At 45.7% G+C, this 21,032-nt stretch carries 16 protein-coding genes and 1 riboswitch; of the genes, 4 read left to right on the top strand and 12 right to left on the bottom strand.

The genetic code is table 11. The features are described 5' to 3' along the window. Window positions 1-10: 10 nt before the first annotated feature. From H8K32_RS00395 to H8K32_RS00355, 9 genes are all read right to left on the bottom strand, one after another. Window positions 11-433, bottom strand: a complete 423-nt coding sequence (locus tag H8K32_RS00395) for a DUF6691 family protein (protein WP_186910492.1) — start codon at window positions 431-433, stop codon at window positions 11-13. Between the two features lie 18 nt (window positions 434-451). Next, window positions 452-886 (bottom strand): YeeE/YedE family protein, encoded by a 435-nt coding sequence (locus tag H8K32_RS00390; RefSeq protein WP_186910491.1) that lies wholly within the window; start codon window positions 884-886, stop codon window positions 452-454. A gap of 104 nt (window positions 887-990) precedes the next feature. Further along, a complete protein-coding gene (locus H8K32_RS00385) occupies window positions 991-2,217 on the bottom strand; it encodes an MFS transporter (protein WP_186910490.1) in 1,227 nt (408 codons plus the stop codon). Between the two features lie 161 nt (window positions 2,218-2,378). Then, window positions 2,379-6,413 (bottom strand): translocation/assembly module TamB domain-containing protein, encoded by a 4,035-nt coding sequence (locus H8K32_RS00380; RefSeq protein ID WP_186910489.1) that lies wholly within the window; start codon window positions 6,411-6,413, stop codon window positions 2,379-2,381. Window positions 6,414-6,528: 115 nt separating this feature from the next. Beyond that, window positions 6,529-8,484, bottom strand: coding sequence for an autotransporter assembly complex protein TamA (locus H8K32_RS00375; RefSeq protein WP_186910488.1), 1,956 nt, complete (start codon window positions 8,482-8,484; stop codon window positions 6,529-6,531). 6 nt (window positions 8,485-8,490) lie between these two features. Further along, window positions 8,491-8,934, bottom strand: a complete 444-nt coding sequence (locus tag H8K32_RS00370; protein ID WP_186910487.1) for an ExbD/TolR family protein — start codon at window positions 8,932-8,934, stop codon at window positions 8,491-8,493. A gap of 13 nt (window positions 8,935-8,947) precedes the next feature. Beyond that, entirely contained in the window at window positions 8,948-9,643 is a 696-nt protein-coding gene (tolQ, locus tag H8K32_RS00365) for a protein TolQ (RefSeq protein ID WP_186910486.1), read from the bottom strand. Window positions 9,644-9,730: 87 nt separating this feature from the next. Next, a complete protein-coding gene (gene ybgC / locus H8K32_RS00360) occupies window positions 9,731-10,132 on the bottom strand; it encodes a tol-pal system-associated acyl-CoA thioesterase (RefSeq protein WP_186910485.1) in 402 nt (133 codons plus the stop codon). Between the two features lie 137 nt (window positions 10,133-10,269). After that, window positions 10,270-11,022 carry an SDR family NAD(P)-dependent oxidoreductase gene (locus tag H8K32_RS00355; protein ID WP_186910484.1) on the bottom strand — a complete coding sequence of 251 codons (753 nt, stop codon included), beginning with the start codon at window positions 11,020-11,022 and terminating at the stop codon, window positions 10,270-10,272. A 256-nt stretch (window positions 11,023-11,278) separates the two neighbouring features. Continuing rightward, a riboswitch (ZMP/ZTP riboswitch) is annotated at window positions 11,279-11,406 on the top strand. Between the two features lie 105 nt (window positions 11,407-11,511). Here H8K32_RS00355 and glyA point away from each other — a divergent pair. From glyA to H8K32_RS00340, 3 genes are all read left to right on the top strand, one after another. After that, the gene (glyA, locus tag H8K32_RS00350; protein ID WP_186910483.1) at window positions 11,512-12,762 is read left to right on the top strand and encodes a serine hydroxymethyltransferase; all 1,251 of its coding nucleotides are present in this window, start codon (window positions 11,512-11,514) and stop codon (window positions 12,760-12,762) included. A 99-nt stretch (window positions 12,763-12,861) separates the two neighbouring features. Further along, the gene (gene nrdR, locus H8K32_RS00345) at window positions 12,862-13,341 is read left to right on the top strand and encodes a transcriptional regulator NrdR (protein WP_186910482.1); all 480 of its coding nucleotides are present in this window, start codon (window positions 12,862-12,864) and stop codon (window positions 13,339-13,341) included. Between the two features lie 633 nt (window positions 13,342-13,974). After that, window positions 13,975-14,853, top strand: coding sequence for a hypothetical protein (locus H8K32_RS00340; protein ID WP_186910481.1), 879 nt, complete (start codon window positions 13,975-13,977; stop codon window positions 14,851-14,853). Window positions 14,854-14,982: 129 nt separating this feature from the next. On the opposite strand, the gene H8K32_RS00335 is transcribed toward H8K32_RS00340, so the two are convergent. After that, complete coding sequence (locus tag H8K32_RS00335; protein WP_186910480.1) at window positions 14,983-18,201, bottom strand: PAS domain S-box protein; 3,219 nt, start codon at window positions 18,199-18,201, stop codon at window positions 14,983-14,985. A gap of 398 nt (window positions 18,202-18,599) precedes the next feature. On the opposite strand from H8K32_RS00335, the gene H8K32_RS00330 reads away from it, so the two are divergent. Next, window positions 18,600-19,412, top strand: coding sequence for an EAL domain-containing protein (locus H8K32_RS00330; RefSeq protein ID WP_186910479.1), 813 nt, complete (start codon window positions 18,600-18,602; stop codon window positions 19,410-19,412). A 67-nt stretch (window positions 19,413-19,479) separates the two neighbouring features. Here the strand turns inward: H8K32_RS00330 and H8K32_RS00325 are convergent, their stop codons facing one another. Further along, window positions 19,480-19,680 carry a DsrE family protein gene (locus H8K32_RS00325; protein WP_186910478.1) on the bottom strand — a complete coding sequence of 67 codons (201 nt, stop codon included), beginning with the start codon at window positions 19,678-19,680 and terminating at the stop codon, window positions 19,480-19,482. A 25-nt stretch (window positions 19,681-19,705) separates the two neighbouring features. After that, the gene (locus H8K32_RS00320; RefSeq protein ID WP_246447049.1) at window positions 19,706-20,854 is read right to left on the bottom strand and encodes an MFS transporter; all 1,149 of its coding nucleotides are present in this window, start codon (window positions 20,852-20,854) and stop codon (window positions 19,706-19,708) included. Between the last annotated feature and the right edge of the window lie 178 nt (window positions 20,855-21,032).

The raw sequence follows: 21,032 nt of genomic DNA, 5'->3' as shown, positions 1-21,032 counted from the left end.
CGTGCCTTGATTATTGAGGTGCACGTATTTTTTCTATGAATTCAAACAACAACATACCAGCAATCATGGCCGCGACAAAAATCAAAGCAGAGGGCAATCCCATACTAAGTCCAACCAAAGCTGGACCGGGACAAAAGCCTGCAAGTCCCCAACCGATACCAAACAATGCACTACCTCCAACTAAACGCAGGTCTATTGCAGTATTCGTAGGCAAATCTATTTTTTCTCCAAAAAAGCTTACCACCCTTTTTTTTGCGATCACAAATGCAAACAATCCAACAGCAATAGCACCTAGCATGACAAGCATTAAGGACGGATCCCAGGCTCCCGCCAGGTCAAGAAAACCTAGTACCTTACCGGGATTAACCATACCGCTAACAATCAAACCTAAACCAAACAGGAGTCCAGCAAATAAGGAAGTGAAATAAGTCATTTTCTTTTCTCAATTTTCTCAACTATGCAATACATGACGGATCACAAACACAGTGACAAATCCAGCGGCCATGAACGTCGTGGTCGCTACGAGAGAGCGTAAAGATAAGCGAGATAGCCCGCACACACCATGACCGCTAGTACAGCCCGCGCCATACCTCGTCCCAATCCCGACTAAAAAACCCGCTATTAACAAACGTCCCACACTAGCGTCTATCTGCAGTATCGGCAATGGTGCGAAGCAGCTATATACGATAGGTGCAATCAACAGTCCCAGCAAAAAACTGATACGCCAGTAGCCATTACGATTAAATGGTTTCAATACGCCCGCCAAGATGCCACTGATACCGGCAACTTTTCCGTTCAGCAGGATCAATGCGGCGGCGGCGAGCCCTATCACAACCCCGCCTATCAAAGCAGACCACGGGGTAAACACGTTCCATGCAATGGACATTTTTTGCTTTCTATAGAGACAAATAAAAAACGTGCAGTGGAATCCCACAACACGTTTTGATTCTACAACATCGCTTTTTAATTAGCGACTGAGCTCTTCAATCTTCAACTTACCTTGTGCGGTAGTTTCTCCAGATTAGGCAAAAAGGCCGCTGCCAATCCTAACAAAGGCAAGAACGAACAGACCTGATACACAAAATATATGTCAGTCATATCCGCCAACTTACCCAAGGCGGCTGCGCCTATCCCCCCCATACCGAACGCGAAACCAAAGAATAAACCAGAAATCGTACCTACTTTCCCTGGCACCAGTTCTTGCGCAAACACCAGAATGGCAGAAAATGCCGATGCCAATATCAAACCAATGACAACCGACAGCACGCCAGTCCAAAATAAATTCGCATAGGGCAACAACAAGGTGAATGGTGCCACGCCAAGGATAGAAACCCAGATCACCAGCTTACGTCCCACCTTGTCCCCTATCGGGCCACCAAGCACTGTGCCTGTTGCCACGGCAAATAAGAACACAAATAAATGGATCTGCGCGTCTTGTACCGACAAGTGAAACTTGCTCATCAGGTAGAACGTAAAATAACTGCTTAAACTTGCCATGTAAAAGTATTTTGAGAAGATGAGCAGCATTAAAATCGCAATAGAAAATAGCACTTTGTTGCGCGCCAAGATGACGTGTGAATGGGATGCCTGGGCTGGCCTGGCTTTGGCTTCCTGACGCTTACGTTTGTACCAGTTACCGATCTGCCATAAGATACCTATCGCCAACATGGCTGCCACTGAGAACCACGCAATACTGGCTTGACCACGTGGAATAATGATCCACGCTGCCAACAACGGTCCCATAGAACTACCAGCATTACCCCCCACCTGAAAGATAGACTGCGCCAGACCATGACGTCCACCGGAAGCCATGCGCGCAACGCGTGAAGACTCGGGGTGAAAAATTGATGAACCAGTACCAACCAAGGCTGCAGCCAGCAGCACTAACCCGTAGTTCGGCGCAACCGACAATAATAGTAAGCCGACCAGAGTAAAGCCCATCCCCAATGCCAGTGAATAAGGTTTAGGATGTTTGTCGGTATAAAGCCCAACCACCGGTTGCAAAATTGATGCCGTGATCTGATACGTCAAAGTGATCAGTCCAATCTGAGCAAAATTCAGATTGAAATTCCCCTTTAAAAGTGGATAAATCGCCACAATCAGCGACTGGATCATGTCATTAAGAAAATGGGCAAAGCTGATCGCCCCCAATACACGGAAACCGGTAACATCTTCCGCCCCGGGTGCCGCAGATAATTGCTTCGTTGCTGTTTGCATAGTCGTCATTAAAAGTAAGGGAAACCATGGAAGCGAATCAATCACGAAGAACTGATTCGAACATATGCACGCAGTGTAGAGAAAAATTGCACGTCACTATTGCGACATCTAGCCATAATTTGTCGCATTTACGCCAAATTAACACCGCATTTGTGTCGCGATCAATTAAATGAGAATGTGTAGTTAATATCGACTGCAGATTCACTACCGGTACGGCCAACTATCGTGATTCTACGCGTGAGTTGCCAGCTCAGTTTGACCGCTCCGCTGGCATCACCAAGACCACGTTCTACTGCCAATACCAAACCTGGCATCAGATGTTTACCGACACTCACTACCTGGTCGCTACCCGACGAACTAGTGGAAGTTGAAGTTGTTCCTGCGACGGTCTGCCCCGGAACATGCGATGAAGGTGCACCACTAGAATTTCCAATCGAAAACTCATCAAAACCCAGACCCTGTACAATGTCTTTAGGAACATTACGACTGCCATCACCGCCAAATATCGCGGTCGCCGCAGACATTAATAGCGAAGCATCGCCACCAGCCAACTGATCAGAACCGCGACCCAAGACCAGCCAGCTTAATTTTTCTGTGTCTGGCACATCAGGTTCGGAAACCAGTCGCACCTGTGGCGCCACTACGGTACCGACTACTTCGACCCCAGCCTCAACTGGTAAGCCTTTCCGCAAGGCACGAATATTCAAGCCGGGATTTGCAGGTGGCCCCTGAAAATTCAAATTGCCACGATCTATTGTCAACTGCTGTCCATATCCTTCGTAAGCGCCCTTTACCGTATTGATGGATCCGGTCGCTTGTAATGGACTTCCATCAAATGAACGCAGCCGCAAACTTCCGGCTAATCCGGTATCCAAACCCCGTCCAACAAATACAAAACGAGGCCCCATATCAAAATTAACGTCAATGCGGGTTTTTAAACCTTTTTTGGAGGCATTGGCTGCTGCCTCTCTGTCAGTTGGCTTATCAGATTTTCTTTTAACGTTCACATCACTCGACAAACTTGGAGGCGGCAATTTAGGTAGTTTAAAATAAGCACCGTCAGCAACAACCTTGCCATTCAGACTCCAGACATTATTTGCTTCTACTATACTGGCCTGACCCGATACTTGCAGCCATCGGTCTTTACGTTGCAACATTGGAAATTGCTTCCATTCCGCTTTGATTGAGCCGGTTTCCTTGCCAATATCTAGCTCACCACTAGCATTAAATTCACCGCGCTTACCAATCGCATCCCAGTCCCTGAACTGTTCATGTTGTGGCAGCATGGTTACTGTATTTGAAAACTGCAAGCGCGCCAGTTTTAAATGGGCATCATCGATTTGTGCATCTAACACACCATTCGGCAGTAACAGTCCTTCAGACGCAAATGCCACTTCCAGCTCTTTACCAGCAACGTTAGCGTGATAATGCGGCGCACTCAAAGTTCCACTCAATTTGGCGTCAAGATTTAATTTACCTTTCAACACCAAACCCGGATTGATCAAGGAACCTACCCATTCAAGATCGGGAACAACCGCGTTAATGGTGCCGCCCAGCGGCGCAGCAGACGAAACACTCCACAGACCATTTTGCCTGCTCAAGAGAGAATCGGCCTGCATCCGAACTTGACCTAAGCGAGTTCCATCCGCATTCAAACTCAAACTCATACGTTGCCCATCTGTACCCGCAACCAGACCTCCAATGCGTACCTGCATTTTCAAGTCCTGAATACCTAATGGAATCGGTGTTCCGGTGCCGTCAGGATCGTTAAAACGCAGATCTCCGCTTTGCTTTTGTAGATTAATTTCTCCATGTACCGTATCAGCAAGCTGGATATTCCAATCAGCATTTAATTTCAGACTGCCAGTAACAGCGTATTGAGGTTTAATGAAGTTGAGTAAATCAGTCACTTTTGCATTAGAAATTCGTCCTCTTGTTTTCAATGAATCTGGCGTCCAGTCAAACTGCTCCATTTCGACATTAACCAGGCCACTCTCGAGTTGGACATTGCCCACGTGCACCGCCTGTGCAGAAATAGTGACCGGCGCTGGGTTCAGCAAGCGAGCACTGGTTTGTCCATTTAATCCCAAACTCTGTAATTGGCCAGTCCAGCCCCACGGGCTTTCCTTACCGTGCTGTGGTGGCTGCAATCCACCATTGATTTGTGCTTGTACGTTCTGCTGCCCCGGCAACTGCAACTGTAAAGCAATTTGATGTGCGTCGCGGCGACCTTTTAATCCCAATTTGATCTGTTCAATTTTATCTTCAGATTCCGAGGTCAGCTTTGTATCTGATCTCACATGGTGTGCACTGATTTCGCCATCAAAAACACCATTACTGGCGTGCGACAAGCTCAATTTTCCAAGTAAATTTTCGAGAGAATATTCCTGCTGCTTTTTTGAAAACTGAAGTTTTCCAGATTGCATATTAAGCTGACCAGCAAGCTCAGAAAACTTCCCCTCTAAAACAACATTCGCCTTAAGATCACCATTGATTGTCATCTGCTGATTCGCGAGCAATGCATTCAATTCGTTTAATTGCGGCGCATCCAACTGTAACTTAAGCACATCACTTACATTGCCCCAAGCCCCTTGTGCATTCAGATGATTGCTACCCCAGCGTAAATCCATCTGATGCACTTTTAGTTGGGCGGTTTGCCACTGCACACCCATCGTTCCTTGCACGGTCTGCCCTGCGTATTGCCCTTGTAAGTGCGGCAAACTCAATGCAACCTGGAGTTGTGGCAGTAGTTGACCTGAGGTGGTGAGTTCCGCTTGGAGATGACCAGCAGGCACATCTATCCATTTTGAAGGATCAAAATTAACCAGACTTCCTTTAAAATGAAATGGCTGATTGCCAGCAAATGAGATGTCACCCTGCCCTTCAACATGCGAATCTTGCGATGCCAACTTAATTTGTTTAAGGGTCAGCAACTGCTTTTGAATATCGTAATTCAACTCCGAATTAAGCAGAGTTCCTTTGTCGTGCAATTGTGCCTGAACCTGAATATTCTCCTTGGTTTGCGCAGTAATTTCGCCATTGATCTGGGTATGGCGTAAACGTTGATCGATTTTCAGCAAGTCGATATTCGACAATTGAATTCGCGCTTCGGCTTGGGGTTGCTTTGCATGCCAATTGACTTGCGCATCACCGCGTGCAGCACCATCACCGTCAAATTGGATTTGCAAATCAGGGAGACGCAAACGCGTGCCGCGCCACTCAAACTGACTACTCATGCCTTTTATTGGTAAGGCATTTTTATCTAAAGTGGCAACCGCTGTATTAGTCACACGCAGTGATCCAATCAGATCATCAGTTTGTTTTTTTAGCTTGAGATCAGGATGTGCATCCGCCCAAATCCGCAAATCTGCGACTGGTGCACTGGCATGCCAAGCCGCCGGATTAAAGTGTTCAACATCAATCTGCAATTGCTTCAAAACTTGCTCATCGAATGGTGCGATGGTTGCGTTTGCATGGCCAGTTAATGCAGAAGATTCTGCGGCAGATACGGCAGCAGATAAACCATCCGGCTGCTTCGTTTGTTCGTTGAGTTGCGCCTGCAGTGAGAGCTTTAGCGTTTGCAAATTACCACTTGCATTCGCTAGCACATACATTGCCGGAATCTCAGGGGTGACCTGACCCTGCAAATTGGCATTACCTTTGAGCGCAAACGGTCTTTGCGCATTTAGGTTCAAAGAGTCAGACTGGATGCGCCCCCATGGCGAATTGAATGCCAGCCTGGCCTGATACTGGTGTAGATCAAAACTCATTTCTCCGGTTAGAGCACTCAGTTTCAGACTATCAGTTTGCTTGCCACCAGGCGTCAAATCAGCAATCAGCAATTCACCTACTGCAAGATCCTTTGCTGATAAGCTGAGCGGCAAGTGCAAGTCATTTGGCAGACTAGCGGGGGAATTACTTGGTACCGTGGCAATAAGCAATGCGCTGACATGCAGTCGATCGATCAACGCCTGTTTATGCCACAGAGCGAAAGGCCGCCAGATTAAATGAACACCACTCGCTTCAATTTTTAAATCAGTTGAATGATATGATAACTTCTCGAATTCCAGCTCATCACCGACTGAGCCCTTGACACCAGTGGCCTGCAAAGATCCTGCGCTCAGAGAATGCGCGACAGAAAATAAGGTCTGAGTACCACTTTCAGTTTTAATTGCCCAGGCCAGCAATATACTCAAACATAAGAGCACTAAAAAAAATGTCGCGAATAGTAATTTCAGAACAGAAAAGCGTCTGCGCCCAGCAATTGGGGACTCATTATCAGGCGCTTGCGGAGACACTTTTTGTTCCATATCAGAAAGCAATCGCAATAGAAAAATCTAAACGTAATTTCTTAGTCTGCTTACCATAAGCGAGATCCAGGGCAATCGGACCAGCAGGCGTACGATAACGGCCACCTACCCCGAATGCCTGATACATCTTCAGGTCGCGCCAACTATCTGAGGCATCACCCGCATCAACAAAGGTAGCGATGCCCCAGGTGCGATCCAGCCAATGCACGTATTCTGCACTGACAACGGACATAACGCGACCGCCTGTGACCGCTAGTCCCTGCTGAATTCCCAGGCTCTGATAAGAGTAACCGCGCACGGTAGAACTGCCGCCCGTCCTGAACAAATAATCTTCCGGAATACCTTCAATACTGTCTGAAAACACTTGCCCGGCTTCTGCACGTAAAATAATGCTATCTGCTGTGCCAACAGGTATCCAACGTTGATATTTTCCATAGACCCGGAAGAATCGCTGGTCAGACAGGGCGGCTTTTTCCGAACCAGCTAAATCAAGTTGATAAATTTCACCTTTACGCGGGGCAAATGTATCGTCCACATCGCGCCAGGTCCAGCCTATACTTGCCACCAGCGCTCGATTAATTTGTGTTGGTTCACTCTCAATCGATACTTTTTCCCGAACCAGATTAAGCCCCAACCGTTGTTCAACATGACCATTGGTTGATGTACGTTTAATACCCACCGCATTTTTAACTGTCAGTACGTCAGAAACATTTTCACGATCAGAAATGACACCAAACGAATCAAGTTTGTTATCGTAAGGGGGTAAATAAATATCCGCGAAGCCAACCTGACGCTTTTGCTCTATCCGGATTGCACTTCGCAAATCCCATGCCCGTCCCAATATATCCCGATCGCGATACGCGATCTCACCTCGAAACCCTGTGTTAGAACTATAACCGAGACCAAAACTCAAATCACGCGGCTTACGCTCAACGAGGTTGACCTCAATGGGAACACTTTTTGCCTTTTCAGGGTCAGCTTCTATGGCTACTGCAACCGACGCAAAATAAGGTGAGTTCTGCAAAGCCCGCTGAAATTCAAGTAACCGCGCACGTGAATACAACTCACCTTCACGCGGTGGTTGATAACGATCTAATATCCAACGTTGATAACGTTTCAAGCCAGTAACCTGAAGCGCCCCAAAAGTAAAAACAGGACCACTATCAACTTCCAAAACAAGATCAGCATTGTGGGCATCAGCATCAACATTTGCTTCACTATCAATCAGCTTCGCTGAAGCATAAACATTGGTGCGCAAATTTTCCGTCAAAAGATTTTTGGATTGACTCCAGGCATCTTCAGTAAATGGCTTTCCAACAGTCAACTTCCAGGTTTTCAAGGCTTCTTCACGGCGCGCTATTGCACTCTGATCTTGCGCTTGAACGGCATCATTCAAGGCGCCGGTAAATTGAATATTGACGCTTGTTATTTTCGTCCTTGGGCCGGGATCAATATGCACATTAATCACTTTTTCGGCACTGGATCTGGCATCCCTGAGCGCTACTTCATCCAGATTTTCAAATTGAATTTGAGGAGAAAAATAACCCTCTGTCGCCAGAATATCGCCGATATCCTGACGCATCCTGCGGAGCAATGATGGAGTAATATTTTGCGGTTCAGGATTGCTTACAAATTCAGGAATATGTTCACGCAAAAGAACCGACCACTCATTTTTTTCCGTCACCAAACGAAAACTACCACTCATACGTAAGGATTTGCCAGGTGAGGTTTTCCCGGCTTCATCAACTAGAGCATCGCTGCTGACATCAGCCTTCGCCTGATCAGTCGCATCATTAGTAGCGCTGTTAGAAGCACCACCTGAAACAACTACTTCTTTAGCGTTGCTAACAAGAGTTTGCGTTTTTTCCAAAATGGCGGCTTCTTGCGCCCAACCTGATCCACTGACAATACTCATCAGCAGCAAAGTGAAACGCGGGGGGAAAAAAGAAGCAGCCATCCTTGATTATTTTGTAGCCAAACCAACGCGATTGAAGCCAAGCTTTTTCGCGTCAGAAATTACCTGGACCACATTGTCGTATTCGACCTTTTTATCTGCCGAAACCAATACAGCCAAATCAGGTTTTGCTTCGTGATATTCACGCAGTTTTTGCATCAATTTATCACGATCCGATGTTTCCTCTTTATCGTCAGAAGGATTACTACCACTGCCATCAGCCTTACTTTTAATTCCGATTGCCCACGTATTATTTTTGGCAATAGAAATTTCAATATACGAAGATGGCGGTTGCGTCGATTGACCTGCCGTCGGCAAATTAATCACACTTGGGTTCGTCATCGGTGCGCAGACCATAAAAATGATCAGCAATACCAGCATTACGTCAATATAAGGAACGACGTTAATCTCGGCTTTAAATTTGCGTTTACGTTCGCCACGCAGAGAACTCATGCTGCCTCAATGATCAACGTGACTGACGTTGCAGAATATTGGAGAATTCTTCGATAAAAGTTTCGAAGCGTATCGCCAGGCGGTCAATTTCATGCGAGTAGCGGTTATATGCTAAAACTGCAGGAATCGCAGCAAACAAACCAATCGCTGTCGCAATCAAGGCCTCAGCAATACCAGGCGCTACCGCGGCCAGTGTCGCTTGTTGCACATTCGCCAGCCCACGAAAAGAATTCATAATCCCCCACACGGTACCGAACAAACCGATGTAAGGCGAAACCGAGCCAACCGATGCAAGGAAAGACAAGTGCGATTCCAACATATCCATTTCGCGCTGATAGGCAGCACGCATCGCACGGCGAGCACCATCGAGCATAGCACTGGCATCGAGTGAAGCCTTATTGGCGTTTTTGACCTTCTGGTATTCGCTCATACCCGCTTCAAAAATTCTCTCTAAAGCCCCCATCTTGCCACTTGCATTGCGTCGACTATTCGCCGCTTCCTGGTATAACTCAACCAGATTGCCGCCCGACCAGAAATTACGTTCAAAGTGTTCAGTCTGAGCGCGGGCCTTTTTGATCGCAAACATTTTGCTGAAAATATACGTCCAACTGGTCAGCGAAACACCGAGTAACAGCAGCAACACCAATTGCACCAGAATGGATGCGTTACTAATCAGGCTTAAGAATGAAAGGTCTTGTGTAGCGGTCATAAAATCAGATTAAAAACAAATGAAAGTAAAAATGGCGGAACATCGCAGTTTCAAAAAAGATCAGCGAATTTCCAGCGCGCGTAGCGACTATACAGAAATCTTTGCCAATATAACATCAGGAATTGCAGCTGGACGCAAACTGGTAGCACCAACGCATCCGACTTTAATTTTGCCTGAAACCAACAAACGATCGCCGCACCATGCTTCCTGAATAAATTGCACGGAAGCACGTCCCAGCTTTTCGACCACAACCGTGAGCCTTAGTTCATCATCAAGACGCGCTGGTGCATGATAATCGACTGCAGTTGCTTTAACGACAAACATCACCTCAAATTCTTGCGCCAGTTGTTGTTGATTAACGCCTGAGGCACGTAACCATTCGGTACGGGCACGTTCAAAAAATTTAAGGTAGTTGGCATAAAAAACGATACCACCAGCATCGGTGTCTTCATAATACACCCTGGCATTCCAGATAAAATTTTCTCGCATTATTTATTCATTTGACGGGAGTATCCTGCATTTTACTTCTTTCGCCCTTGTAAATATTGGAGCGATCGCCAGAAGTTTAAGGGTACTCCCTTGAGTATAAGGAAAAATCATTCACTCGTTGGGGATGAATTTAACAATCAGACTGGCTGACGCTTAATGTTCAAAGGACCAAAACCCTGACATGTCGGCATCATTTCTATGTAATTGATGTTCACATGCGAAGGCAAAGTGGCGATCCAATACGTGGTTTCTGCGATATCGATCGCTGTCAAGGGCACTGTACCTTCATAAACTTTGGCAGCCGCTTCATCATTGCCACGGAAACGCACATTCGAAAACTCGGTGCCGCCACACAAACCAGGCGCGATATTGGTGGTTCTGACGCCAGTACCGACCATGTCGGCACGCAGGTTTTTAGTGAACTGATCCACAAATGCCTTGGTTGCGCCGTACACATTGCCACCGGGATACGCTGTCGAACCTGCAATAGAGCCAATATTGACGATCATGCCAGCATTGCGGGCAACCATATCAGGCAAAATTGCGCGCGTCATGGTCACCAGACCTTTACAATTGGTGTCTATCATCGTATCCCATTCGTCCTGAGATGCCAGATGCGCTGGCTCAGTACCAAGAGCCAAGCCAGCATTATTGACCAAAACATCGATATTTTTCCATGTGGCTGGCAACTCTGCCAAGACTTTCGTGATCGATGCTTTATGAGTCACATCGAGTTCAACAGGCATTAAATTTTCGCCCAACTCAGCTTGTAGTGCAGCCAGACGATCCACCCTGCGCGCTGCAGCGATGACTTTATGTCCCTCGCGCACGAATTTTCTTGCTATTTCCTCGCCAAAACCTGAACTTGCACCAGTAACTAATACGATCATACAATTTCCTTTAAGACAATAAGCAACCAGCAAAGTAAACTTACACGATAGTAACGTGCAAATCCTCTGAAATACGATGCCCTCTATTCTAAGTGCTTTTGTGCATCACAGCAGGACTTCTGCTCGACCTAAGCAACGCCAAAATGGTTAAGGGGCGATTTTGCGTCAACTTGGATAAGTAGATTCCACAACTAAACAAAAGTTAGGTCTACCCGCTTGCCGATTCATAAGGCATCACGTAAAATCTGCGCACCATTTCGTCTCACGTGACTGGCGAAACCGTTGATTGACCTATTACCTGATCGTCAACAAAAGATGGAGATCCATCGGGAAGCGTGAGATTTCGGGGTCGTAAGACCTCAGCCGTGCGCCTGGGTAGCCTGATGGTAAATTTGTGAGGCTGCCACTCTACGACCACGTCCGACTGACACCTCATAGAAAACAATCACCGATCTAGTTTTTTACATTAACAGGAAAATCAGGAAAGCCATGTTTGCCAAAAATCATACCCTCGCCAATATTGATCCGGAATTGTTCGCAACCATTCAACTGGAAAACCATCGCCAGGAAGAACATATCGAGCTGATCGCATCCGAAAACTACACCTCACCAGCGGTCATGGAAGCCCAAGGCTCCCAACTGACGAACAAATACGCTGAAGGTTATCCAGGCAAACGCTACTACGGCGGTTGCGAACACGTTGACGTTGTAGAACAATTGGCGATCGACCGCCTGAAACAATTGTTCGGTGCAAATTTTGCTAACGTACAACCAAATTCTGGCTCACAAGCCAACCAAGGCGTTTTCTTTGCATTACTCAACCCGGGCGACACCATCATGGGCATGAGCCTGGCTGAAGGCGGTCACCTGACTCATGGCATGCCATTGAATATGTCTGGTAAATGGTTCAATGTCGTTTCTTATGGCCTGGATGCAAATGAAGACATCGACTACGACGCCATGGAAAAACTGGCACGCGAAACAAAGCCAAAATTGATCATCGCTGGCGCATCCGCATTTGCCCTGCGTATTGATTTTGAACGTTTCAGCAAAATCGCCAAAGAAATCGGCGCTTACTTCATGGTCGACATGGCACACTATGCAGGCCTGATCGCCGCTGGCGTGTACCCTAACCCAGTCCCATTTGCTGACGTTGTGACTTCCACGACACACAAGAGCTTGCGCGGCCCACGCGGCGGCATTATTTTATCGAACGACGAAGCGATTGCAAAGAAAATCAACTCTGCGATTTTCCCGGGTTTGCAAGGTGGTCCATTGATGCATGTGATTGCTGGTAAAGCAGTGGCGTTCAAAGAAGCGCTCACACCAGAATTCAAAGCCTACCAGGAACAAGTCGTCAAAAATGCGGCAGCACTGGCGCAAACATTGACAGAACGCGGCTTGCGTATCGTTTCTGGTCGCACTGAATCTCACGTAATGCTGGTTGATTTGCGTCCAAAAGGTTTGACCGGTAAAGAAGCAGAAGCGATTTTGGGCTCTGCTCACATGACTTGCAACAAAAACGGCATTCCTAACGACCCACAAAAACCGATGGTCACTTCTGGCATTCGCCTTGGTAGCCCAGCGTTCACCACACGTGGATTTAAAGAAGCAGAAGCGATCAAAGTTGGTCATTTGATTGCTGATGTTCTGGACAATCCTAACGATGCAGCGACAATCGAACGCGTTAAAGCAGAAGTTAAAAAACTGACTAGTGCTTTCCCGGTCTACGCGAAGTAAAATAATGTAAAGCAATTCGTCACTGATGAACGCCACTCGATGAGTGGCGTTTTATTAAGTAACATGCGACACAACAATTAAAGAGACTAACGTACCTACATGAAATGCCCCTACTGCCATAACGACGACACCCAGGTGATCGATACTCGCGTTTCTGAAGAAGGCAATGTTATGCGCCGCCGCCGCCGCTGCGCTCATTGCGATAAGCGCTTCACAACCTATGAACGCATAGAATTGATCATGCCCGTCATAGTTAAAAAAAATGGCAGCCGCAGCGAGTATGAATCTTCCAAATTACGCGCCAGCCTGATGCTGGCTCTGCGCAAACGTCCGGTATCGGCCGAAGCAGTTGATAACGCCGTACAAAGCATAGAAGAAAAACTGCTCGCCAGCGGTGAACGTGAAATCATGTCAGTGCAACTCGGTGAACTGGTGATGCGCGAACTCAAACGTCTCGACAAAATCGCGTACATCCGCTTTGCTTCAGTCTATAAGAGCTTTGAAGATATTTCTGAATTCGCTGAAGCGATTCAAGAAGTCAATGTCGAGAACCGGCCTGCTGGCAAAAATAAAAAATAAGTCCGCTATTTGATTTTTTTGACTACCTAGGTATGGAGTCCAGCGGATAACATCAAATCAAAACTGCATTTGCAAGCCAAGATAAGTCATTACCGAACTTTGTGCTGCCTGAGTATTGTGCAAGTCATGCACCCCTGCAAGCAACAAAGTATTGTTTTCGCTTAAATCATAGTGAGCACCAACATTTAAATGAACTCACTTTGCGGTTAAGTTGACATCTATCAGAGGCAACTGATAAATGCTTGTTTGCCCGGCATGATTCATCAGAGTAGCGACGCTCACCTCCCAATAGCCATTGCCTGACGTTCCCGAATCATCAGTCATCATCGGCGGGTCACCCACTGCCAAAACGCTCAACGCTCACGAAGAACTCGCGACAATCAGGCTTTTCAAAGAATTCCGAACCAAAAGTTGCACGCAATGTGAATTATGCATGCTCAAAATCGGCTAAAACGAACCAGATTTAAGTAAGAAATAATTTCAACCGACTATCATTCAAGCAGCTAAAATCGCAGCACGCTGACCGCCATTTTTAATCACAAACGACGTTACCTGAATGTTTTTGGCAAGCCGGTTCAACTATCAGCAACGATTGCCGTTAACCGTTACAGTAGTGTCTGCGGAGAATCTCAAATGAGCATTTCATCTATACCACCATTGCCCCCAGTTGCACCGGCAATTGCACCGGAACAAGCCAGCGTTGTGACACTCAACCCCAATGCTGTAGAACAAGCAAGTGCAGTGAACACAACCGAGACAGGCGATAGCATTGTTGAGTTGTCGACCCTTGCCCTACAACAAAACACACAACAACTATCAGTACAAAAACAAATTATCACGTTAAATAGCACTCAGGAAAATGCGCTAAAACATCTTGAAAGTCTTGCGGCCTCGACAAATGCCAATACCAGCAATAATCGAAGCGTCATCGATCAACGCACTCCTGCGACATTCGATACTACCGAAGCCTTGCTCAACGCTGAACTAAAATCCACACTAAATAACGAAGCCTTCATTGACGCGATTAACACTGAAAGTCATGCTAGTGTTCTCAATGAAGTAAACACCAATGCTATCACCACCCCGAACACCGTAGTCACCAGTCCAAGTATCACGCAGTCAATTTCAGCAACAACAGGCAATATTATTAATCCTACTAACACGGCAGCGCAGTCCGTGCAAATTTACACAACACACATCACAATATCACCGCCAGTGGACCATGCAGCGATAGCAACGATCAACTCAATGGACTACGCAACCGAAACAGGCAGCAACCCTGCCGTTGCAGCCGCTATTGCTGCTTACCAGCTAAGCAATGGCATACTTAAAGACGAGGTTGACAAAACACCTGGGAAATTCAAGTCTGACGAAGTTTCGGTAAAAGGCGTTACTTTGCTTGATGCCACCGAAAGAATCAACGATAACGATGCCGAACAAAAAGCAAAGCGTGAAATACCTTGGATATGGAAACGCGTACTTAGAATAAAAAAGAAATTTATGAAAGCTTGAGCAATTCAATTTCTCAGGCTGCTAATACGAACCTGACGGTTCACATTCATTTGCCCGACTATCAGCGCATATAAACACACATCGATGCTTGAAAAGATGCTTTTTTTGAAAAACATGGTAATTAACTGGTTATATGCACTCCCAATTTCGTTGAGCGAGCCAGTATTTGATCCAAGTTTGAATTTCCTCGCCTGGCATTGGTTTGGCAATCCCATAACCTTGCACTAAATGGCAACCCATTCTCAACAGCTCATTACCATGCGCGAGCGTTTCTACACCTTCGGCAATAACCTGTCTATTAAAAGACTTTGCAAGGTTGATTACTGCGTTAACAATTCCATGATCCTCGGGATCAGTCAGCATATCACGAACAAAACTTTGATCGATTTTGAGTGTATCGACCGGTAATTTTCGTAGGTAAGTTAATGATGAATACCCAGTCCCAAAATCATCTAGCGATACCATCACTCCAATCCTATGACATTCAGCGAGTATTTCAACTGTTCTCGTTACATCGCTGATTGACACACTCTCAAGTACCTCTAATTCCAGATGCGATGCAGGTACCTCAGGGTGTTCGGCAAGAGCTAAACGCAGATCATTTAAGAATTCTGGGTGCATCAATTGATTCGCGCTAATATTTACACTGACTTTTAATGGAAATCCTTCTATTAGCCATTGCGAAGCTTTACGGATAGCGGTGGAAATAACCCATTTACCGATAGGATATTCAGCGGTGCTTCCTTCAACCTGCGGCAGAAAGGCTGCCGGACTAAGTAAACCGCGCTCTGGATGTTGCCAGCGGATAAGCGCTTCGACACCAACCACAGCACCGTTTCTTAAATCAACTTTAGGTTGAAAGTACAATGTCAATTCATCGTTTTGTAACGCGTTGTGCAGTCGACTAATAATTTCACGTTGTCGCTGCGCTTTTTGATCGCTGTCCGGATCAAAGAGATGATAGCGATTTTTACCTGATTCTTTGGCACGGTACATTGCTTGATCTGCGTGACGTAATAAGGTGTCAGCATCCGAATGATCGTTAGGATAGAGACTCACACCTATGCTTGCAGACACACTGATAACTGCCTTGTCTATCGTAATTGGTATCTTGATGGTGTTTAATATTCTATCCAATATGATTGAACACTCCTCGGGTCGTTCGCAGCCATTGATAAGTAAAACAAACTCATCGCCACCAAGACGTGAAAGGGTATCTTCCGCCCTCAGTACTTGTTTAAGATTATTAACAATCGCAACCAGTAGATCATCGCCAGCCTGATGCCCGAAATGATCATTGACGTATTTAAATCCATCCAAGTCGAGATAGCATACTGCTAGGGATTTACCTTGACGATCCGCTCTGACTATCGATTGCTGCAATCGATCAGACAACAGTCTTCGGTTTGGTGTGCCAGTTAAAGGATCGTAATGAGCAACTCGATCCAGCTCTGCTTCATGTTCTTTCAAATGACTGATATCTGAAAAAATTCCTATGTAATGTTCTATGCCATTTTTATCGTCGACCACGCTAGAAATCGAAAGTAATAACGGATAGGTTTGGTCATTTTTTCGATGTCCCCACAATTCACCAGTCCAATATTTATGTTTGTTCAACGATAAATATAATTGTTCATAGAATCGTCGCTTCAGTGGAGTGGCGAAGAGCGATTGGTACGATTTTCCAATTACTTCTTCTGCAGTAAATCCGGTGATCCGGCTAAAAGAGGGATTTGTGCGGGAAACCAACCCATCTGTGTTGACTACGACAATACCGTCATAGCTATTCTCAAAAACTGTTGCCGCTTCCCGCAAGGACATTTCTAATTTTTTTCGTTCAGTAATATCGGTGTGGGTGCCCGATACCATGAGTGGGTTTCTACCGTCATCCCATTCTACAACTCGACCACGAGTTAATATCCATTTCCATTCGCCAGTCTTGGTGAGGCAACGAATTTCTTGCTCAAGATTTGGTAATTTGCCCTGGATATGTTTAAGTACCGTTTCCATGACAGAAACGAGATCGTCTGGATGAACCAATTTCTCATAGCCACCATTGGCAACATCAACCTCTTCGAGCGTATAGCCTAGCATTTCAGCCCAGCGTGGGCTTACTTCGAGGGAGTTTTCCTGGATGTTCCAGTCCCAATAACCTTGGTCGGAGCCATCAATCACACGGGTCAGACGTTTTTCACGGTCGAGCAAATTTGAATAGGTCTTTTTGATTTCCGTGGTGTCTGTTATGGTACCGACCAAACGCGATGGCCTTCCGAGCAAGTCACGTTCCACAATTTGGGCTTGAGTTGTTACCCAACTTTCTTTGGGACCCGAATTTGCAGCCAGGCGATAATCGAACTCGATATGTTCGGTATGACCTTCCAGATATTTGTCGATGGTTTTTAGCGTTTGCTCTAAGTCGTTGGGATGGATAGTTCGTTTAAAGTGATCAAAATCGTGGATCTCCTGTTGTTTGTCGCTACCGGTAATTTTAAGATAGAGGTCAGACAAGTACACTGTACCGTTGATAAGATCCCAATCCCATAGTCCGCTATTGGTTGCAAGTAATGCTAGTTCCAGTCGCTGCCGTTCAACGATTAATGGCGTTACATTTTTAACTATCTTGCACGCGCCAACAACTTTTCCGTCCAGGTTACGAATGGGTGACGTTGTGACGGTGACGTGTATCAAGCGTCCACTTTTGTGAACACGTACCGTCTCAAGATGGTCGATTTTTTCACCGTATTGTAGTTTTTCAAGAATGAATTTTTCTTCATCGAGTCTGTCTGGGGGAAATAAACGCAAAATGGATCTTCCCAACATCTCTTCTGCCTTGTAGCCAAACATAGCTTCGGCAGCACCGTTCCAGCTTGTTACCACTCCATCTAATGTCTTACCAATGACGGCATCATCCACTGAGTCAAGAATAGCTTGTATAAGCCCGGTCTCATACTTATTGACCATATCTGATCTAAAACAGAGCTCAGCTTCAGTAACGTCTCGAGCAAAAGAAATCACTGAAGCAACATTTCCTGAAGAGTCTCTTTCTGCAACCAAACGAGAATGAAAATCACGGTTACCTTCGACGCCAGGAAATGTAAATGTAAGATCTCTTGATTCACCGGTACGAAACACATGCTCCAGTGCTTCGTCCCATTGAGTGACCAAGTCTTTTGGCATTCCTAATTCATAATTCGTTTTTCCAACGTAATCTTGTGGTTTAAGACCGGTGTAGTTTTCGATCGCTGAATTGACGTAGGTATGGCGCAAATTTGAATCGAACATTGCCACAATATCGATGTGAAAATCAGCGAATTGTGAAACGTATATAGGTCGTGCAAATCGTTGCATGGGAATCGCTCGTTAATTTATTCGATAATTTAAAGAGAAACTGATCTGCGATCTTTTACGCGCCGCTTAACTTTTTTAACTATTAGAACTGACGGGGAATTCTCTTTATACACAACAATAGAGTTAACTTTTTACAAATTAATCTGTTTTATATAAACTCACTATTTCAATATAGTGCGAAGTTTCACATTTATCAATTTATTTAATAAATGTGAAAAGTGACCCCGGTCACTTCAAAGACAGGTATTTTTAAATACTCGCTGCAGCGTAGAGAAAAATTTATTAAAGGTACGTGAACCATCTTTATGATCTTATAAAAACATTGCAATTTAAATCAGCCTGCAACTAGAATTAAAATTAACTATATTGGCTCTATTGGAAAATTTAGTGAGGCTTCAATGATTCAAATTCATGAAAATACGGCATATCGAGGTAAAGCAGACAGTCTTCCACATGATGCGGCGGAGACCAACGTATGCACTGCTTGTCGTAATGATGAACCGTTTGAGTTCGAGTTTGAATATGCGTACCAACCTATCGTGAATCTTGCTACACGGAATATTTATGCATATGAGGCTTTGGTGCGCGGACCAAATGGCGAATCTGCGGCTAGTATTCTGGCTAAAATTAACGATAATAATAGGTACCGTTTTGACCAACTTTGTCGTTCCAAAGCGGTAGAAGGTGCTGCACGGCTAAACATGCAGGAGTTTCTTTCTATTAATTTTTTACCGAATGCAGTCTATCGCCCGGAAGTATGTATTCGAAGTACTTTTGAGGCAGCAAAAAAATTTAATTTTCCAATCGAGAAAATCATTTTCGAAGTAACCGAAGGCGAACGTGTCCAGGATCGCCCGCATTTAGTCAATATCTTTAAGGAATACCGAAGATTTGGGTTTCATACAGCGATTGATGACTTTGGCGCTGGTTACGCAGGATTAAATTTACTATCAGAGTATCAACCAGATATCGTCAAAATTGATATGGATTTAGTGCGAGGTATCGATACCAATCGGCCGAGACAAGCTATTGTAAGTGGCATAGTACACATTTGTAAGTCATTAAACATCAAGGTACTTGCTGAGGGAATAGAAACCCGCGCGGAACGAGATTTCTTACGGAGTTTAGGCATCGAATTGATGCAGGGATACTGGTTCTCTAAACCAGTGTTTAAAGGCCTTGGAAAAATTCCAGAATTTGCATGGGATTAGATTCCACCCAATATTTTGCCATTTCTAAACGTTTTTTATGATCAACAGCAGTCATTACGTAGCAAATTCACGGGCGGAAATAGCCATATCCCACATGCTGTTTCTTGACAATCTCGCCAGCACCAGACGGCACGTAAGTCACTACCGGGTTCATATCTTCTGGTTTAAGTTTCATGCCAGCCATCGTATTTTGACAGGCATTTAGTGTCACCCCGTCCGCTTTGGCCTCAGCAACCCGCGCCGCAGTCGTTGCATCAGCCTTCAGCATCGCAACATTAGAGCTAAGCCTACCATTACTGTTTAGGCTCAGAAAGAAAATATAATAAACCCAGGATCGGTAAACAAAAACCGAAACAAGAAGCCAACCACCATCCGCCGTAAGCAAAGGCCCAGGCACCGATTGCGGAACCAGCAGCACCACCCATGAAGAAAGTCGCCATATAAATGCCATTGAGGCGTGAGCGATGTTCTGCCCCTAACGAGAAAATAGTACGCTGCCCCAAAGTCAGATTACCAGCGACGCCAAAGTCCAACAAAATTGCCGCGGCAACCAATAAACCCAAGGCCCAATGTGAACCATAAGGTGCAAGGTGTGTCAGCAAAAACGCTGTAGCAGCACACAGCATCGCGACAGCAGTCGCAGGCCGTGTCCAGCCTTTATCAGCGACCCTACCTGCGATCGGCGAAGCGATTGCTCCAGCGACACCTGCTAAAGCAAATAGCGCAATATCTGCTTGTGATAAATGGAATTCTGGGCCTGCCAACAACAATGGCGTCGTTGTCCAAAACATGCTAAAACTAGCAAACATAAGCGCATGATAAATCGAGCGACGACGCAAAGGCGGTGTATGAAGTGCCAAATACCACATGGATTTGAGTAATTCGCTATAACGCAATTTCGCTACCGGAAGGCGTTGCGGCAGGGCCTTAGACAAGACCAGCGCCAATCCGATCATTACAATGGTCGACACATAAAACACCACATGCCATGACGATATTTGCGTGATAAAGCCAGCGACAGGTCGTGCCAGCATGATACCCATCATCAAACCACTCATAACATTACCAACTACACGACCGCGAAATGCCTCCGGCGCCATATGGGCAGCTAATGGAACCAATATCTGTACCGCGACCGACCCGACTCCAATGCAAAAAGCTGCAGTCAAGAATACCAGAGGCGTACTGGCAGTCGCAGCACACAATAGTGCCAAGGTACCGAGCACCATGGTACCAAGAATGAGCTTGCGATTTTCAATCAAATCACCGAGCGGAACTATCAGCAGCAATCCCAGCCCATACCCAATTTGCGTTAAGGTCACGATCAAACCCGAGGCTTTCGGGTCCAACCCCAATGCCTGACTGATGGGTCCAATCAACGGCTGTGCATAATAGAGATTGGCCACAATCAAGCCACAGGCAGTGGCAATTAAAAAGGTCATCCAGGTACTAATCAGCGGTAATTCGTGACTGAGGACTGAATTGTCTGCTGAGGTTGGAATTAATTTCGACCTTGTTGCGTCCGAATTTGCTGGCGATGATTGCATTACTGACCTCGATTTGGGGAAGCTTGAATTCCCATAACAATGAACTTCCAACAACAGACGTCAGGCTGATTTG

Origin of the sequence: Cognatundibacterium jejuense (assembly GCF_014284255.1) — a bacterium.
Classification (GTDB): domain Bacteria; phylum Pseudomonadota; class Gammaproteobacteria; order Burkholderiales; family Burkholderiaceae_D; genus Undibacterium; species Undibacterium jejuense.
The sequence above is the reverse complement of the archived record's forward strand: the minus strand, read 5'-3'. Positions and strand labels throughout refer to the sequence as shown.

What these genes read in the sequence shown, in the direction of transcription:
- ybgC (WP_186910485.1), bottom strand. Translation starts at nt 10,132, where the DNA reads ATGCGAGAAAATTTTATCTGGAATGCCAGGGTGTATTATGAAGACACC.
- tolQ (WP_186910486.1), bottom strand. Translation starts at nt 9,643, where the DNA reads ATGACCGCTACACAAGACCTTTCATTCTTAAGCCTGATTAGTAACGCA.
- H8K32_RS00375 (WP_186910488.1), bottom strand. Translation starts at nt 8,484, where the DNA reads ATGGCTGCTTCTTTTTTCCCCCCGCGTTTCACTTTGCTGCTGATGAGT.
- H8K32_RS00340 (WP_186910481.1), top strand. Translation starts at nt 13,975, where the DNA reads ATGAGCATTTCATCTATACCACCATTGCCCCCAGTTGCACCGGCAATT.
- H8K32_RS00325 (WP_186910478.1), bottom strand. Translation starts at nt 19,680, where the DNA reads ATGCTGAAGGCTGATGCAACGACTGCGGCGCGGGTTGCTGAGGCCAAA.
- glyA (WP_186910483.1), top strand. Translation starts at nt 11,512, where the DNA reads ATGTTTGCCAAAAATCATACCCTCGCCAATATTGATCCGGAATTGTTC.
- H8K32_RS00355 (WP_186910484.1), bottom strand. Translation starts at nt 11,022, where the DNA reads ATGATCGTATTAGTTACTGGTGCAAGTTCAGGTTTTGGCGAGGAAATA.
- H8K32_RS00385 (WP_186910490.1), bottom strand. Translation starts at nt 2,217, where the DNA reads ATGCAAACAGCAACGAAGCAATTATCTGCGGCACCCGGGGCGGAAGAT.
- nrdR (WP_186910482.1), top strand. Translation starts at nt 12,862, where the DNA reads ATGAAATGCCCCTACTGCCATAACGACGACACCCAGGTGATCGATACT.
- H8K32_RS00390 (WP_186910491.1), bottom strand. Translation starts at nt 886, where the DNA reads ATGTCCATTGCATGGAACGTGTTTACCCCGTGGTCTGCTTTGATAGGC.
- H8K32_RS00370 (WP_186910487.1), bottom strand. Translation starts at nt 8,934, where the DNA reads ATGAGTTCTCTGCGTGGCGAACGTAAACGCAAATTTAAAGCCGAGATT.
- H8K32_RS00335 (WP_186910480.1), bottom strand. Translation starts at nt 18,201, where the DNA reads ATGCAACGATTTGCACGACCTATATACGTTTCACAATTCGCTGATTTT.
- H8K32_RS00395 (WP_186910492.1), bottom strand. Translation starts at nt 433, where the DNA reads ATGACTTATTTCACTTCCTTATTTGCTGGACTCCTGTTTGGTTTAGGT.
- H8K32_RS00330 (WP_186910479.1), top strand. Translation starts at nt 18,600, where the DNA reads ATGATTCAAATTCATGAAAATACGGCATATCGAGGTAAAGCAGACAGT.
- H8K32_RS00320 (WP_246447049.1), bottom strand. Translation starts at nt 20,854, where the DNA reads ATGACCTTTTTAATTGCCACTGCCTGTGGCTTGATTGTGGCCAATCTC.